Raw genomic sequence first — 15,578 nt, 5'->3', positions numbered from 1 at the left:
CCTGGTGCATAAACCCTAGCGCCAGAACACTGTGTGCGGGCGGACCGGCCCGTGAGGCGGAGCACCCCACCGCCGCGCCTGCCGAGGAGACCCCGTGAACGTGTTCGTCATCGTGCTCTACCTGGCCGTGATGGTGGTGATCGGGCTCTGGGCGGCACGCCGGGCACGCACCGCCACCGACTACCGAGTGGCCGGCCGTCGCCTCGGTGCGGGGCTCTACACCTCCACGATGGCCGCGGTGGTCCTCGGCGGCGCGTCCACCGTGGGCGGGGTGGGGCTCGGCTACCAGTACGGCATCTCGGGAATGTGGCTCGTGGTGGCGATCGCCGCCGGGCTAGCCGTGCTGAGCCTGTTCTTCGCCGCGCGCATCCAGTCCCTGAAGGTCTTCACGGTCTCCCAGATGCTGCAGCTGCGCTACGGCGCGAAGGGCGGCGCCACGGCGTCGTCGTTCGTGATGCTCGCCTACACGCTCATGATCGCGGTGACCTCCACAGCGGCCTACGCGGCCATCTTCTCCGTGCTGTTCCCCATCTCGCGGCCCTGGGCCATCCTGCTGGGCGGCGCGGTGGTGATCGCCTACTCGGTGCTCGGCGGCATGTGGTCCATCACCCTGACGGACCTGATGCAGTTCCTCTTCATGACGGTGGGCATCTTCGCGATCCTGCTGCCCTTCTCACTGTCCGCCGGCGGCGGCTGGTCCGGGATCCGCGAGCGGCTGGACGCCTCCTACTTCGACATCGGCTCCATGGGATTCCAGGCGATCCTCACGCAGTTCGTGGTCTACGGCTTCGGCATGCTGATCGGCCAGGACATCTGGCAGCGCGTGTTCACGGCCCGCTCGCCCGGCGTCGCCCGCTGGGGCGGTCTCGTCTCCGCGACGTACGTGGCGCTCTACGGCGTGGCCGGGGCGCTGATCGGCACCGCCGCGGCCGCCGTGCTGCCGAACCTCGCGGTTCCCGAGGAGGCCTTCGCGACCATGGCCCAGGAGCACGTGCCGGCGGGTCTCGGCGGGATCGTCCTCGCGGCCGGTGTCGCGGCCATGATGTCCACGGCCTCCGGGGCCACGATCGCCGCCGCCACGGTGGCGCGCGTGGACGTGGTCCCCACCCTCCGAGGCCTGTTCGGAGCCCCCGACGACGGCATCGCCCGCGCCCGCTCCGAGGACGCGTCCGTCCTCAAGGACCGCGTCTACGTGGTGGTGGTCGGCCTGGTCATCACGGTGATGTCCATGCTGGTCAGCTCCACGGTCACGGCCCTGACCATCGCGTACGACCTGCTGGTGGGCGGCCTGCTCGTCGCCGTGCTGGGCGGTCTGCTGTGGAAGCGGGGCACCGCGGCGGGTGCCATGTGGTCGATGGCCGCGGGCGTCGTCGCCACCGTGGTGGGCATGGTGGTCTACGGCGTGCTCGCCAACGCACCCATCTACATGGGACTGCTCGCCTCTGCCGTCGTCTTCGTGGCCGTCTCGCTCGCCACGAAGCCCACCACGCCGGAGATCAGTCAGGAATGGAACCGTCGGATTCAGGAGTCCAAGGCATGAGCACCGAAAACACCATCACCACGGCACCCGAGACCCCCGGGGCCGGCGCGGACGTCACACGCCCGGAGCGCACCGTGGCCACCGCGGTGCTGGAGACGCTGCGCGGCTACGGGATTGACACCGTGTTCGGCATCCCCGGCACCCACTCGCTCGAGTTCTACCGGCCGCTGCGCTCGCTGGGAATCCGTGCGATCACCACGCGCCACGAGCAGGGCGCGTCCTACGGCGCGGACGGCTGGTCCCAGGTGCGCGGGCTGCCTGGGGTGGTCATCACCACGTCCGGACCCGGCCTGCTCAACTCCCTGTCCGGCGCAGCGACCGCCTACGCAGAGTCCCGGCCCATGATCCTGCTCTCCCCCGGGCGCCCCGTGGGCCACGACTTCCGGGACATCGGCTCCTTGCACGAGACCAAGAATCCCTCCGCCGCCGTGAACGCGATCGTAGGCGTCTCTCGGCGCGTGACCTCGGGGGCCGAGGCCGTGACCATGATCCACGACGCCATGCGGGACTTCGCACACTCGCGCCCGCGGCCCATCCACATCGAGATCCCGCTGGACAACCTCGAGACCGCGGCGGACGTCCCCGAGTCGGCCACCGCACCGCGCCCCCTCGGTGAGCCCACGCCCGCCCCGGAGCACGACATCGCCGCGGCCGTCGAGGCGCTGGCGGCCAGTGAGCGCCCGGTCATCCTGGCCGGCGGAGGCTCGCTCGCTGCCGGACCGCGGCTGCTGGAGCTGGCCGAGCTGCTCGAGGCCCCGGTGATCACCACGACCAACGGCAAGGGCGCGATCCCCGAGAAGCACCGGCTGTCCCTGGGCGCGGACCTGCGGCTGAGCACCGCCCACGAGTTCATGCGCTCCGCGGACGCGCTGCTCGTGATCGGCTCCAAGGTGGGCGAGGCCGAGCTGTGGGGCGGGGACATCACCCCGCAGGGACCGATCGTGCGCGTGGACATCATGCGCGACCAGATGTTGTGCAATCTTTCCCCGGACGTGGAGGTCCCCGGCAACGCCGCCGCCGTCGTCCCCCAGCTGCTGGACGGGCTGCGCGCCGCGGCTGCCGACGCCGCACCGCGCCCGGAGCGGGACCTGCGCTCGGTGTTCGAGGCGATGGACGAGGAGGGCCGGCGTTGGGCCCCGGACCTCGCGGCGCTCAACGAGACGATCATGGAGGTGGTCCCGGACGACACCATCCTGGCCGGGGACTCCTCGCAGGTGACGTACATGGGCTCCACCACGTTCTTCCGGGCACCCCAGCCGCACTCGCTGCTGTACATGGGCACGTACGCCACGCTCGGCTACGGGCTGCCCGCGGCGGTGGGTGCCAAGCTCGCCGCGCCCGAGCGCCCGGTGGTGTGCCTGGTGGGGGACGGCGCCCTCATGTTCTCCATCCAGGAGCTCATGACCGCCGTGGAGCTGAACCTGGACCTGCCCGTGATCTGCGTGGACAACGGCGGCTACGGGGAGATCCGGCAGAACATGCTGGACCGGGACATCGACCCCCTGGCCGTTGACCTCGCGCAGCCGGACTGGGTGAAGCTCGCGGAGGGTTTCGGCGCCACCGGGTTCCCCGCCACCATGGACACCCTCGCGGAGACCGTGCAGAAGGCCCTCGCCACGAAGGGCCCGAGCCTGGTGCACCTGAAGATCTGAGAGCTGGCGCTGCCCCGTGCCCACCTCCCGCCCCGGGCGGGTTTGCTGGGTGGCGGACATGTCGCGCCCCAAATGTTGTCCCCGGATGGGGTGGGTGATCGGGCGGGCCGGGCTCACCTGCGGGGTCCATCCTTGGCGTCCGTCCCCGCGGGCCAGACGGTGGAGACCCATGCCCGCGCCTCCCGGGGGTGACGCAGACGCAGCACGCGCAGCTGCGGGGCCGTCTCCGCCAGGGCGGGAATGCGCTCCCGGTAGCTGTGACGGCTCGCGACCGCCCAGCGGATGATGTGCTCCGGGTCCGTGAAGAGAGTACGGAGCGACCCCTCCGTGTTGCCGTTCCACAGCTTCTGGCGGCTCAGGCTTCGCCGCACGGTCCGCCGGACGACGCGTGGGAAGGTCACGGTCCAGAACGGGAAGTCGAGCCACAGCAGGGTGTCGGCGCGTTCGGCGAGAACCGGCCGTGCGGCGTCGTACTGCCACTCGGTGACCCACGAACCGCCCGCCGCCAGGCACGCGACGTCCGCCGAGAACTCGGGGCGCGGAATCCAGCCGGGGCCGTGGAACAGGGCGTCGATCTCGGTGTGCGGGATGCCGGAGCACTGCTCGATCTCACGGCACAGGGTGGTCTTGCCGACGCCGCTCACCCCGGCCACGAGGATCCGGCATGGTGAGGGCGGGGCGGCGGTCATGGGGCGAGCCTATGCCGTTGCGAACATACTGCGCAGCCCACGGGGCTCAGCGGATCGACCACGCAGGCCGACCCGCCGAGGGGATCGCTGGGGTGCGTCCAGGAAGAGGTGCCAGGTGATCTCCAGCTCGTCGTACTCGCTGGGGCGCAGAACCCACTCGCCGAGCTCGTAGTTGCGTGCCTCAGGCAGGGCGGCGAGGACCGGCGAGTGCGTGCAGAGAACCACCCCGCGCACGAGCTGCGGACGGTCGCCGGGTCCAGACTCGGTCACCCGGGTCCGGTGCAGCACCTGGTCCCGCGCGCCGCCCTCCACGCTGAGACCGAACTGCCGCCACGGCCTCCACCAGGGTGGGCGTCCCCGCCCCGTTCTCACCCACCCGGACGGTCAGCGGCCCGAGGTTGAGGCCCTCGTCCAGCACCTGCCGCACCGCGGGAACAGTGGCCGGCCACTCTGCGCGCGGCAGCGAGTTCAGGCCGTGCTCCTCGATCCGGCCGCACGGGCAGGCATGAGAACGAGCGGCTGTTCATGTCCCCAGGCCAACGACGCCCGCAGGACCCCCCGCCGTTGAACATCTGGGGCAGGACATGCCCGCCCCGCGGCGCGTTCCCTGGGCAAGTTGTGCCTCAGATGTTCTGCGCACCCGTGCGGGGCGTTCCCTGGGCAAGTTGTGCCTCAGATGTTCTGCGCACCCGTGCGGGGCGCCTGCTCCTGACCTCGGGGCATTGACGGGGTGGGCCGCATCACATACCGTACTCAGAACACAGATATATCAATGATCGACAAAACCCTTCGCCACCACCGGAACCGTCCGGCCAGCACCCCCCCTTCGGGAAAGAACGTCACCATGGCACAGACCGCGTCACCCTCCACGCAGCTGGACACCGTCGAGACCAGGAGCTCGTTGCGCATCCTCACGTACGCCGGAGCGATCGTCGCGTTCCTGATCGGGTCCGGCTTCGCAACCGGCCAGGAGATCCTGCAGTACTTCACCTCCTACGGCTACTGGGGCGTCTTCGGCACGGGCCTGGTAGTCCTGGTGCTGATCACCTACGTGGCCGTGGAGTTCCTGACCACAGGCCACCGCGAGAAGTTCGACCGGCCGTCGCTGATCTTCCGCTACTACTGCGGCCGCCACCTGGGAGTGTTCTTCGACTACTTCTTCGTTCTGTTCGTATTCCTGAGCTTCACTGTCATGGTGGCCGGGGCGGGCGCTGTGTTCCAGGAGCACTACGGACTGTCCAAGTACGTGGGCGGGATCGGGCTTGCCGCCGTGGTGGGACTGACCGTGTGGTTCGGCCTGGACCGGCTGGTGGACGTGATCGGCAAGATCGGCCCGCTGATCGTCGTGATAGCGATCGTCCTGGGGATCCTGGGCATCATTCGCAACCCGGGCGGGATCGCCGACGGCAACGCGTTGCTGCCGGAACTGGACCTCACCCGCGCGTCGAGCAACTGGGTGCTGGCGGGGCTGTCCTATGTGGGCTTCTGCATGCTGTGGCTCGCCGCGTTCCTCACCGCACTGGGCAGGACCGCACACAGCCGCGGCGAGGCCCACTCCGGTGCGGTGCTCGGCGGGGTCTCCTTCTCCGTGGCCTGCATGGTCGTGGGCCTGGGCCTGCTGGCGAACATCGAGGCGGTCAACGGCACCGAGATTCCCATGCTCGTGCTCGCCTCGGATCTCGGTCCGGTGGTCGCCTCGTGCTTCTCACTCATCATCCTCGCAGGCATCTACACCACGGCGGTGCCGTTGCTGTGGACCGTCTCCTCCCGGTTCTTCCCAGAGAAGTCCCTGCCCTTCAAGTACCTCACCCTCGCACTCGCAGCGATCGGCACCCTGGTGGGTCTCGTGCTGCCGTTCTCGCTGATGGTCAACATCGTCTACGTGGTCAACGACTACGTGGGCATCCTGCTGCTGACCCTGATGCTCGTGAAGTCCCTGACCCGCACCGCGCGCACCCGCCGCGCCTGACCCAACCGCAGGACGTCCACGACGTCGTCCACCCCCATCCCGGGGAACCGCACCCGACCCTCAACACCGAAACGGAGCACCACATGGCCGATCTGCTCCCGGAGCACCCGGACTTCCTCTGGCACAACCCGGACCCGAAGCCGTCCTACGACGCTGTCATCGTGGGTGGCGGCGGGCACGGGCTGGCCACCGCGTACTACCTGGCGAAGAACCACGGCATGACCAACATCGCGGTGCTCGAGCGGGGGTGGCTCGCGGGCGGGAACATGGCGCGCAACACCACGATCATCCGCTCGAACTACCTGTGGGACGAGTCCGCGGCCATGTACGAGCACTCTCTGAAGCTGTGGGAGGGGCTGCCGGAAGAGCTGGAGTACGACTTCCTGTTCTCCCAGCGCGGCGTCATGAACCTGACTCACACCCTGCAGGACGTCCGCGAGTCGGTGCGCCGGGTCAACGCGAACAAGCTCAACGGGATCGACGCCGAGTGGATCACACCGGAACAGGTCAAGGAGCTCTGCCCGATCATCAACACGTCGGACGAGCTGCGCTATCCGGTCATGGGCGCCACGTACCAGCCGCGCGCGGGGATCGCCAAGCACGACCACGTGGCGTGGGCGTTCGCGCGAAAGTGCGACCAGATGGGTGTGGACATCATCCAGAACTGCGAGGTCACCGGCTTCGTCAAGGACGGCGAGCGCGTGGTGGCGGTGGAGACCTCCCGCGGTCGGATCAACGCCGGCAAGGTGGGGCTGTGCGGGGCGGGGCACTCCTCGGTGCTCGCGGAACTGGCCGGGTTCACGCTGCCGATCCAGTCCCACCCGCTGCAGGCGCTCGTCTCGGAGCTGCACGAGCCGGTGCACCCCACAGTGGTGATGTCCAACCACGTGCACGTGTACGTGTCCCAGGCGCACAAGGGCGAGCTGGTGATGGGCGCGGGTGTGGACGCGTACAACGGCTACGGCCAGCGCGGGGCGTTCCACGTGGTGGAGGAGCAGATGGCGGCGGCCGTGGAGCTGTTCCCGATCTTCGCCCGGGCGCACGTCCTGCGCACGTGGGGCGGGATCGTGGACGTGACCCTGGACGCCTCCCCGATCGTGTCCAAGACCCCGGTGGACCAGATGTACGTGAACTGCGGCTGGGGCACGGGCGGCTTCAAGGGCACACCCGGAGCGGGCTTCGCCTTCGCCCACACGATCGCCACGGACGAGCCCCACCCGCTCAACGAGCCGTTCTGCCTGGAGCGCTTCGAGACCGGTGTCCTGATCGACGAGCACGGCGCCGCCGCCGTGGCCCACTGACCGTGCACACGCTGCTGTCACCCGGAGGAGACGACCCACGATGCTGCTGATCGAATGCCCCTACTGCGGCCCGCGCGACGAGACCGAGTACCACTACGGCGGGGAGGCCCACGTGCCGTACCCCGAGGACCCGTTCGAGCTGACGGATCGCCAGTGGGCGGAGTACCTCTTCTACCGCAGCAACCCCAAGGGGCTGCTCAAGGAGCGGTGGGTCCACACCGTGGGCTGCCGCCGCTGGTTCAACGCGGTGCGTGACACCGCCACGTACGAGATCACCGCCGTCTACCGCATGGGCGAGACCGCTCCCGGAGGTTCCCGATGAACGCCCCGTTCCGTCTTCCCGCCGACCGCTGGACCGCCACGGGTGTGGACCGCGACGCCGCTCTCACCGTCCGCGTGGACGGCCGGGAGGTCCCGGCGCACCCCGGTGACACGGTGGCCTCCGCGCTGCTCGCCCAGGGCCGGATCCGCTGCGGGGACTCGATGTACGTGGGCCGCCCGCGCGGAATCCTCACGGCGGGGGTCGAGGAGCCCAACGCCCTGGTGAAGGTGGCCCCGCGCACCGCGGCGGACGCGGCCGAGTCCATGCTCCCCGCCACCACGGTGGAGCTCACGGACGGGCTGGGCGCCGAGTACCTGCGCGGGCTCGGCCAGTTGGACCCGGCCCGGGACGAGGCCTGCTACGACGCGAAGTACGTGCACACGGACGTGCTCGTGGTCGGCGCCGGGCCCGCGGGACTGACCGCCGCGCACCAGGCCGCGGAGTCCGGGGCCCGCGTGGTCCTCATGGACGAGCAGTCGCTGCCCGGCGGCGCGCTGCTCTCCGGTCGTGAGGAGACCGTGGACGGAGTGCCCGGGTGGCAGTGGGCCGCCCGTGTCGAGGCGCAGCTGCTGGAGAACCCCGAGGTCACGGTGCTGCGGCGCACCACCGCGTTCGGCAGCTACGACAGCAACTACGTGGTGGCCGTCCAGCGCCGCACGGACCACCTCGCCGCTCCCGCCGGCCCGGGCGTCTCCCGGGAGCGGATCTGGCACGTCCGCGCCCGCCGGGTCATCCTGGCCACCGGCGCCCACGAGCGCCCCGTGGTCTTCGCGAACAACGACCGCCCCGGGATCATGCTCGCCGCAGCGGTGCGCACGTACCTCAACCGCTTCGCCGTGGCGGCCGGGAGCCGGGTGGTCGTGGCCACCACGAACGACTCCGCCTACGCGCTCGTGGGCGACCTGCACGCGGCGGGGATCGACGTCGCCGCCGTGGTGGACAGCCGCCCGGAACCGGGCGACGCCGCGGCGCGCACCGCGCAGGCCACGGGCGTGCGGGTGCTGACCGGCAGCGCCGTCGTGGACACCCTCGGTGAGGGCGAGGACGGGCGGGTCAGCGGCGTCGTCGTCAGCCCGATCGACGAGGACGCCCGCCCCACCGGACCCTACGAGACCCTGGACGCGGACCTGCTCGCGGTGGCCGGCGGGTGGAGCCCCGTGGTGCACCTGCACAGCCAGCGCCAGGGCAGCCTCGAGTGGAACGAGGAGATCGCCGGTTTCCTGCCGGTGCCCGGCGTGCAGGACCAGCAGTGCGCCGGCGCCCTGACGGGAACCCTGGACCTGGTCGGCTGCCTGGCCGAGGGCGCGGCCGTGGGTGCGCAGGCCGCCCAGAGCGCAGGTTTCGACGCCGCGGTGCGCGTACCCGTGGCCGCTCCCGAGCAGATCACCCCGGCCCGGCCCCTGTGGCTCGTGCCGCGCACGGCGGACGAGGAGCAGGACTGGAACCGCCACTTCGTGGACCTGCAGCGGGACCAGACCGTCGCGGACGTGCTGCGCTCCGTGGGTGCGGGCATGCGCTCGGTGGAGCACATCAAGCGCTACACCTCCATCTCCACCGCCAACGACCAGGGCAAGACATCCGCGGTCAACGCGATCGGCGTGATCGCCCAGGCGCTGAAGACGGGGGACGTGGCCGGGATCGGCACCACCACCTACCGCGCCCCCTACACACCCGTCGCGTTCGCCGCGCTGGCCGGACGCCGCCAGGGCGAGCTGTTCGACCCCGCCCGGCTGACCTCGATCCACCCGTGGCACGTGGCCCACGGCGCACTGTTCGAGGACGTGGGGCAGTGGAAGCGCCCGTGGTACTACCCGCAGCCCGGGGAGGACATGGACGCCGCCGTGCTGCGGGAGTGCGTCGCCGTGCGCACCGGGGTGGGCTTCATGGACGCCACCACCCTGGGCAAGATCGAGATCCGGGGCAGGGACGCCGGTGAGTTCCTCAACCGCGTGTACACCAACGCGTTCAAGAAGCTGAAGCCCGGCCTGGGCCGCTACGGCGTGATGTGCACCCCGGACGGGATGGTCTTCGACGACGGCGTGACCCTGCGCCTGGACGAGGAGCGCTACCTGATGACCACCACCACGGGCGGGGCCGCGAAGGTCCTGGAGTGGCTGGAGGAGTGGTCGCAGACCGAGTGGCCCGAGCTGGACGTGCTCTTCACCTCCGTGACCGAGCAGTGGACCACGGTGGCCGTGGCCGGACCGAGGTCACGTGACGTGGTCGCGAAGCTCGCCCCGGACCTGGACGTCTCCCAGGACGCGTTCCCGTTCATGGCGTTCCGCGAGACGGTGCTCGCCTCCGGGATCCCCGCGCGGATCTGCCGGATCTCGTTCTCCGGGGAACTGGCGTTCGAGGTCAACGTGGCCGGCTGGTACGGGCTCTCCGTGTGGGAGCAGGTCTACGAGGCCGGCCGGGAGTCCGGCATCACCCCGTACGGCACGGAGACCATGCACGTGCTGCGCGCGGAGAAGGCCTTCCCCATCGTCGGCCAGGACACGGACGGCACCGTGACCCCGCAGGACCTCGGCATGGAGTGGGTGGTGTCCAAGACCAAGGACTTCATCGGCAAGCGCTCCTACGCCCGCGCCGACACCAGCCGCGAGGACCGCAAGCAGCTCGTGGGGGTGCTGCCCGTGGACCCCTCGTTCCGGTTGCCGGAGGGTGCCCAACTGATTACTGCGGGCACGCCCGTGACCCCCGAGCAGGGCCCCGTGCCCATGGAGGGCCACGTGACCTCCAGCTACCGCAGCGCCGCACTCGAGCGCACGTTCGGCCTCGCGCTGGTCAGGAACGGCCGGCAGCGCATCGGGGAGACACTCCAGGCACCGCTGGACGGGCGGCTCGTGGACGTTGTGCTCGCCGACCCCGTCCTCTACGACCCCGAAGGGAACCGCCGAGATGGCTGAGACCGAGACGACCAGCACCCGTACCCCGGGCATCACTGCCCTGCGGCACAGCCCCCTGGAGCAGTGGGCCGGCGCGATGCGCGAGGGCTCCGTAGCCGGGCCCAGGGGCGTGTCCCTGCGCGAGATCCCGTTCCTGACCATGGTCGGGCTCCGGGCAGCACCCGGCGGCGCCGACGCCGAGGCGCTGTGCGACGTCGTGGGACGCCCCCTACCCTCGCGCGCGGGGGCTGTGAGCGGGGACCCCGCGGACATCGCGGTGCTGTGGCAGGGACCGGACGAGTTCCTCGTGGTGGGCCCGGACGAGACCGTGGTCCCGCCCGCCCTCACCGCAGATACCACGACGACGTCGCCGTCCCCGACCGCCGACGCACCGGAACCGGACCGCTCGGCTCTTCCCACGCTGTCCACGAGCCCGCTGGCCCAGCGCCTTGCGGACGCCCTCGTGGCGTCGGGCGGGCCCGGACAGGTGGTGGACCTCTCGGCCAACCGCACCACTCTCGAGCTGAGCGGGCCCTCCGCGCGGGCCGTGCTCGAGAAGGGCTGCCCGGTGGACCTTCACCCGCGGGCCTTCCCCGTGGGTTCGGCGGTGTCCACAACCCTCGCCCTGGTCCAGGTGCTGCTGTGGCGCACCGGGGAGCAGACGTGGCGGATCATGCCGCGCGCTTCGTTCGCGCAGTTCACCGCCCAGTGGCTGCTGGACGCCATGACCGAGTTCGCCTCACCCGAGTTCGCCTGAGCGGACTTGCCAGCCCGGGGGCCGCCCGGAGGGGCGCGCCCGGGTCGGCGTTGCGGACCCCACGCACAGGGACTCCGCCCGCCAGAACCCGCGCCGCTTCCCTACAGGACAGACCACCACCGCCCCGGCACCCGGCCACCCCGTCGGGTGCCGGAACCGACCGACGGCACGGACGCCGTCGGGCCAGGACACCGCGCCACCCCCGCGACACCCCGAGGAGACCCACCATGGTTGCCCAGCCCACGTCCTCCACGCCCGGACCCGCACCGGCACCGGGCAGCACCGAGCCCGCCGCGAACGGCCCGGAACTCGTGCTGACCCTCAACTGCCCCGAGCAGCTGGGGATCGTGCACGCGGTCAGCGGTGTGCTGCTGGAGCACGGCGCCAACATCGTGGAGCTCGCCCAGTTCGACGACCGACGCGTGGGCCGCTTCTTCATGCGCGTCCACGTGGCGCCAGGCGCGGACCGGCCCCTGGACGAGACCGCCCTGCGCACGGATCTGGCACCGGTGGCCGAACGCTTCGACATGCGCTGGGAGCTGCACCGCCACAAGGAGAAGCGGCGGGTGCTCGTGATGGTCTCCAGGTTCGGCCACTGCCTCAACGATCTGCTGTTCCGGGCGCGCACTGGAGAGCTGCCGGTGGAGATCGTGGCGGTGGTCTCCAACCACCTGGACCACCAGCGGCTCGTGGAGTGGCACGGCATCCCGTTCTTCCACGTGCCCGTCACCCGGGACACCAAGCCGGAGGCCGAGGCCCGGCTGCTGGACCTCGTGGACCGCTTCGAGGTGGACCTGGTGGTGCTGGCCCGGTACATGCAGGTGCTCAGCGACTCGCTGGCCACCCGCATGGAGGGCCGGGTCATCAACATCCACCACTCGTTCCTGCCGTCCTTCAAGGGCGCCAAGCCGTACCACCAGGCGTACGAGCGCGGTGTGAAGACCGTGGGTGCCACCGCCCACTACGTGAACGCGGAGCTGGACGAGGGCCCGATCATCACCCAGCAGGTGGTGGAGGTGAACCACGCCTACGGGCCCGAGGACCTGGTGGCTGCCGGACGTGACACCGAGTGCAAGGCCCTCTCGGACGCCGTCCGCTGGCACTGCGAGGGGCGTGTGATCCTGCACGGTGCCAAGACAGTGGTGCTGCGCTGAGGCGCCGCCGCGGCGTCGGCCCGCACGCGGTGGGGCGCGGGGTCGTGGGGCCCGGCGCGTTGGGCACGGGCCCCCGGGCCGACGACGTCGCCCCCGCGCCTGCCCCGCGCGCCGGCGGCGAGTGCCGCGTCCCTCGAGACCATCCCAGCGCGGGCGCTGCCCCCACACTCCGCAGGCCCGTGCGACGCCGTTCAGTAGAGTGTCTCGCGGACCGGCGCCTTTCGGCCCCGCCCGTTCGACCCGAAAGCACGGTGTTTCCCGCATGACCGCGACCCCCTCCGCCTCCCACGCCGCGGACGACAACCAGCTCTCCCTGGCCGACCGTGCTTTCCTTCGACTGCGGGACCGGTTGATCTTCCTGGACATCGTGCCGGGGATGCCGCTGAACGAGGCGCGGCTCTCGGTGGAGCTGGGTGTGGGGCGCACCCCGCTGCGAGAGGCCATCAAGCGGCTGGACTCCGAGCACCTGGTGGTCACCTATCCCCGCCGGGGGACGTTCGCCACCACCGTGGACATCACCGCGCTCTCGGAGATCTCGCAGGTGCGCGAGGTGCTGGAGCCACTCGCTGCGAAGCTCGCCGCGCAGCGCCGGGGCGGCCGGGAGCGTGACGAGCTTGAGACCCTCGCGCGGGAACTGGACGCGCTGGGTGCGGACGAGCTGGAGCGGGACGGCGCCCTGCGCTGGGACAACCGCGTCCACCGGGCGGTGTACACCGCGGCCGGCAACGCCCACCTGCAGGACACCCTCGAGCGCTACAGCAACCTGGCCACCCGCATCTGGTGCGTGGCTGCGGACCGGATGCCGCAGCTGCAGGGCCACGTGGAGGAGCACGCCACCCTGCTGCGCGCGGTCCTGGACGGGGACCCGGACACCGCGCAGGCGGTCATGCTGCACCACGTGCGGGACTTCGAGGAGCACATCCGCCAGGTGCTCTGAGCGGGCCCGTCCTGTGGTGACGGGCGTGCGGCTCCGTAGAATCGGGGCATGACGTCGCGCCCCGGTCTCCCCGCCCCGGGTCACTGCGACGCCCCGGGAAACCTCGCCGGCGAGGAGCACGTAGTGCCCCTGTCAGCCGACCGCTTCATCTGCATCCGGGAGGACGGCCCGGCACAGGGCTCACCCCTGGTCCTCATCACCGGCCTGGGCTTCGACCTCACCACCTGGCCCGAATCCCTCGTGCAGGGCCTGATGGAGCGGGGCCACCGGGTGATCCGCCTCGACAACCGGGACGAGGGCCGGTCCTTCCGCGCGAGCGCTCCCCCTCCCACCGCCCGGCAGCTGCTGACGGGGGCCCTGCCCACCGGGCAGTACACGGTGGAGGACATGGCCCAGGACGTGGCGGACGCTCTCCACACACTGGGCATCGACCGCGCGGACGTGCTGGGCTTCTCGCTGGGCGGGATGGTCGCGCAGTCCCTGGCCGCCCACCACCCGGGGCGGGTGCGGCGGCTGGTCTCGCTGTGCTCCACCACGGGGGACCCGTCCGTGGGCACGGTGGCCACCTCCACCGCCGCGATGCTCGCCCTGCCGGGAGCGAGGACCCGCCGAACGTACGTGCGTGCGCGCATGGTCATGTCCCGCCACCTCGCAGGCCCGGGCTTCCCCGTGGACCCTGCCCACGAACGTCGGCTCGCCGAGATCCACTGGGACCGCAACCTGGACCCTCGTCACGGGGCCGCCGGGATGCGCCGCCAGATCGGTGCGATCCGCGCCTCCGGGGACCGGACCGAGGCGCTGGGCGAGATCACCGCGCCCACGCTCGTGCTCCACGGGGACAGAGACAGGATTGTGCGCCCGGACGGCGGCCCCGCAACGGCCCGGGCCATCCCGGGAGCCCGGTTCGTGACGGTCCCCGGCATGGGCCACCAGGTGCACCCCCTGGCCGTACCACGGCTGCTCCCCCTGGTCCTGGACCACCTGGGCTGAACATCCCTGCCCGCACGCGCCACGGGGCCCTGCGCAGGACCCTTTTCACGCTCCTGGCCGGTCTGCTGGTGGTCTTCGTATTCGTCGTCGGGCTCTCCTGGCTCATGCCGAGCCACCTCCACGGCGTGGAGCACCTCTGGTTCTCGTTCCGCAGCGTCACAGGCCTCTCCCTGCCCCACGGCCTCTCCGACAGCCCCCCGGCCCCACTGGCTCGCGACCCTCGGCGTGCTGGGCTCCGTCGTCTTCCACTCCGTGCGGCAGTTCACGCGGTCCGCGCAGCGCTGCCAGGTGATCGGCTCGGCGTGTGTCGTCTCCGCATCCGAGGCAGGCGCCCGGGCGGACGTGGACGCCGGCCTGCGGGCCCGGCCGCTGGGCGACGAGGCCGCCCGGCACCCGTGAGCGGGGGGGGGCGGGCGGCGTCGTCGTTCTGGAGAGCACCGGACCTCAGTCCGCGGCGTACTCCTGGCCCGTGAGCGTCTCCACGGCCAGGCGACCCAGCGCGTTGGAGGCGAGCGGGCTGTCGCCGGTGAGCAGGCCGCGGTCGCGGTGGACCTGCCCTGTCATGTCGTCGTTGACCACGGTGAGCCCGGCGCGGGTGAGCTCCTCGGCGACGAGCCACTTCATGCGGCCCGGGAGGTAGCCGATCTCGATGTTGGGCCCGGAGTCCAGGGCATCGGGGAACACGGTCACGGCGTAGCCGTCGAAGAGATTCCTGCCGTCCTCGCCCACGGCCGAGAGCAGCGCGGCGGGTCCGTGACACAGGGTGATCACGGGGCGGTCGTTCTCCAGTGCCCAGGCGAGCACACGGCCCACCTCGGGGCTGTCCGCGAGGTTGATCGTGGCACCGTGGCCGCCGGGGATGAACACGGCGGCGTAGTCGCTGTCCCCGTCCAGCCCGTCGGCGATCTCCGGCAGGGCCCGGGGACGCTCGAACTGCGGCCGCAGCTCCTCCCACGCCTGCTGCACGGCGTCGTCCTTCTCGGGCATGGCCCACAGCTCGAACTTGGCAAGGTTCCCGGAAAGGGTGGCCACGTCCACGTCGTACCCGGCGGCGCGCAGGTGCATGAGCGGCAGCAGGGTCTCCACCGGGTGGTTGCCCGTGGAGAAGTAGATGTCGTCCTGCAGCGGCAGGTAGCGCTCGTCCGTGAGGACGGTCAGGACCTTGTGCGGACCGGACGGGGCGGCGGGAACACCTGCGGCGCCGTCGAAGTTCGTGGTGGGTGCCACGTACTGACCCAGCGAGTACTCGGACGGGAAGTAGGCGTTGTGCTCGGCGCTGTCGCGCACCGGTTTCTTGGAAGCCATGCGATCACCTCTCGGTCGCGGGGGCGGTGCCCCCGCAACGGCGTCACGCCGGGTGCGTACGCGAATGGGTCGCG

The 15,578-nt window shown here is 71.2% G+C and carries 13 protein-coding genes and 1 pseudogene; 12 read left to right on the top strand and 2 right to left on the bottom strand.

Translation table 11 applies throughout. The features are described from left to right. Nucleotides 1-94: 94 nt before the first annotated feature. Entirely contained in the window at nucleotides 95-1,540 is a 1,446-nt protein-coding gene (locus D8M39_RS05520; RefSeq protein ID WP_126874585.1) for a sodium:solute symporter, read from the top strand. After that, nucleotides 1,537-3,192, top strand: coding sequence for a thiamine pyrophosphate-binding protein (locus tag D8M39_RS05515; protein WP_126874584.1), 1,656 nt, complete (start codon nucleotides 1,537-1,539; stop codon nucleotides 3,190-3,192). The genes D8M39_RS05520 and D8M39_RS05515 overlap by 4 nt, the downstream gene beginning before the upstream one ends. 113 nt (nucleotides 3,193-3,305) lie before the next feature. Here the strand turns inward: D8M39_RS05515 and D8M39_RS05510 are convergent, their stop codons facing one another. Continuing rightward, nucleotides 3,306-3,881 (bottom strand): AAA family ATPase, encoded by a 576-nt coding sequence (locus D8M39_RS05510; RefSeq protein WP_126874583.1) that lies wholly within the window; start codon nucleotides 3,879-3,881, stop codon nucleotides 3,306-3,308. A gap of 844 nt (nucleotides 3,882-4,725) precedes the next feature. On the opposite strand from D8M39_RS05510, the gene D8M39_RS05500 reads away from it, so the two are divergent. The 10 genes and pseudogenes from D8M39_RS05500 to D8M39_RS12955 all read left to right on the top strand — a co-directional run bounded on the left by D8M39_RS05500 (nucleotide 4,726) and on the right by D8M39_RS12955 (nucleotide 14,598). Next, nucleotides 4,726-5,850, top strand: a complete 1,125-nt coding sequence (locus tag D8M39_RS05500) for a hypothetical protein (protein ID WP_094393370.1) — start codon at nucleotides 4,726-4,728, stop codon at nucleotides 5,848-5,850. Nucleotides 5,851-5,933: 83 nt separating this feature from the next. After that, entirely contained in the window at nucleotides 5,934-7,151 is a 1,218-nt protein-coding gene (locus tag D8M39_RS05495; RefSeq protein ID WP_055085249.1) for a sarcosine oxidase subunit beta family protein, read from the top strand. Nucleotides 7,152-7,191: 40 nt separating this feature from the next. Next, a complete protein-coding gene (locus D8M39_RS05490) occupies nucleotides 7,192-7,473 on the top strand; it encodes a sarcosine oxidase subunit delta (protein WP_055085251.1) in 282 nt (93 codons plus the stop codon). Next, on the top strand, nucleotides 7,470-10,382 hold the full coding sequence (locus D8M39_RS05485; protein WP_126874582.1) for a sarcosine oxidase subunit alpha family protein: 2,913 nt from the start codon (nucleotides 7,470-7,472) through the stop codon (nucleotides 10,380-10,382). Before D8M39_RS05490 ends, D8M39_RS05485 begins: the two co-directional genes overlap by 4 nt. After that, nucleotides 10,375-11,118: a sarcosine oxidase subunit gamma gene (locus D8M39_RS05480; protein WP_126874581.1), complete on the top strand. Its 744-nt coding sequence runs from the start codon at nucleotides 10,375-10,377 to the stop codon at nucleotides 11,116-11,118. The genes D8M39_RS05485 and D8M39_RS05480 overlap by 8 nt, the downstream gene beginning before the upstream one ends. A 227-nt stretch (nucleotides 11,119-11,345) precedes the next feature. Next, nucleotides 11,346-12,272, top strand: a complete 927-nt coding sequence (purU, locus tag D8M39_RS05475; RefSeq protein WP_126874580.1) for a formyltetrahydrofolate deformylase — start codon at nucleotides 11,346-11,348, stop codon at nucleotides 12,270-12,272. Between the two features lie 262 nt (nucleotides 12,273-12,534). Further along, on the top strand, nucleotides 12,535-13,209 hold the full coding sequence (locus D8M39_RS05470; protein WP_126874579.1) for a GntR family transcriptional regulator: 675 nt from the start codon (nucleotides 12,535-12,537) through the stop codon (nucleotides 13,207-13,209). Nucleotides 13,210-13,257: 48 nt separating this feature from the next. After that, a complete protein-coding gene (locus tag D8M39_RS05465) occupies nucleotides 13,258-14,199 on the top strand; it encodes an alpha/beta fold hydrolase (RefSeq protein WP_126874578.1) in 942 nt (313 codons plus the stop codon). Then, a pseudogene (locus tag D8M39_RS12960) lies at nucleotides 14,196-14,312 on the top strand (hypothetical protein); the annotation flags it as partial. The gene D8M39_RS05465 and the pseudogene D8M39_RS12960, both read left to right, overlap by 4 nt. A 112-nt stretch (nucleotides 14,313-14,424) precedes the next feature. Continuing rightward, nucleotides 14,425-14,598 (top strand): hypothetical protein, encoded by a 174-nt coding sequence (locus tag D8M39_RS12955; RefSeq protein ID WP_232300159.1) that lies wholly within the window; start codon nucleotides 14,425-14,427, stop codon nucleotides 14,596-14,598. Between the two features lie 45 nt (nucleotides 14,599-14,643). Here D8M39_RS12955 and hchA read toward each other — a convergent pair whose 3' ends face one another. Then, nucleotides 14,644-15,504, bottom strand: coding sequence for a glyoxalase III HchA (hchA, locus tag D8M39_RS05455; RefSeq protein ID WP_094393364.1), 861 nt, complete (start codon nucleotides 15,502-15,504; stop codon nucleotides 14,644-14,646). Nucleotides 15,505-15,578: the final 74 nt, after the last annotated feature.

The organism is Kocuria sp. HSID17590 (genome assembly GCF_003989485.1).
GTDB lineage: Bacteria > Actinomycetota > Actinomycetes > Actinomycetales > Micrococcaceae > Kocuria > Kocuria salsicia.
Note: the sequence above shows the minus strand (reverse complement) of the source record. Positions and strands in the feature narration are given on the sequence as shown.

Excerpts from the sequence above, each read along its gene's own strand:
- D8M39_RS05495 (WP_055085249.1), top strand. The coding sequence starts at position 5,934 with ATGGCCGATCTGCTCCCGGAGCACCCGGACTTCCTCTGGCACAACCCG.
- purU (WP_126874580.1), top strand. The coding sequence starts at position 11,346 with ATGGTTGCCCAGCCCACGTCCTCCACGCCCGGACCCGCACCGGCACCG.
- D8M39_RS05470 (WP_126874579.1), top strand. The coding sequence starts at position 12,535 with ATGACCGCGACCCCCTCCGCCTCCCACGCCGCGGACGACAACCAGCTC.
- D8M39_RS05510 (WP_126874583.1), bottom strand. The coding sequence starts at position 3,881 with ATGACCGCCGCCCCGCCCTCACCATGCCGGATCCTCGTGGCCGGGGTG.
- D8M39_RS05465 (WP_126874578.1), top strand. The coding sequence starts at position 13,258 with ATGACGTCGCGCCCCGGTCTCCCCGCCCCGGGTCACTGCGACGCCCCG.
- D8M39_RS05480 (WP_126874581.1), top strand. The coding sequence starts at position 10,375 with ATGGCTGAGACCGAGACGACCAGCACCCGTACCCCGGGCATCACTGCC.
- D8M39_RS05515 (WP_126874584.1), top strand. The coding sequence starts at position 1,537 with ATGAGCACCGAAAACACCATCACCACGGCACCCGAGACCCCCGGGGCC.
- D8M39_RS05490 (WP_055085251.1), top strand. The coding sequence starts at position 7,192 with ATGCTGCTGATCGAATGCCCCTACTGCGGCCCGCGCGACGAGACCGAG.
- D8M39_RS05500 (WP_094393370.1), top strand. The coding sequence starts at position 4,726 with ATGGCACAGACCGCGTCACCCTCCACGCAGCTGGACACCGTCGAGACC.
- D8M39_RS05485 (WP_126874582.1), top strand. The coding sequence starts at position 7,470 with ATGAACGCCCCGTTCCGTCTTCCCGCCGACCGCTGGACCGCCACGGGT.
- hchA (WP_094393364.1), bottom strand. The coding sequence starts at position 15,504 with ATGGCTTCCAAGAAACCGGTGCGCGACAGCGCCGAGCACAACGCCTAC.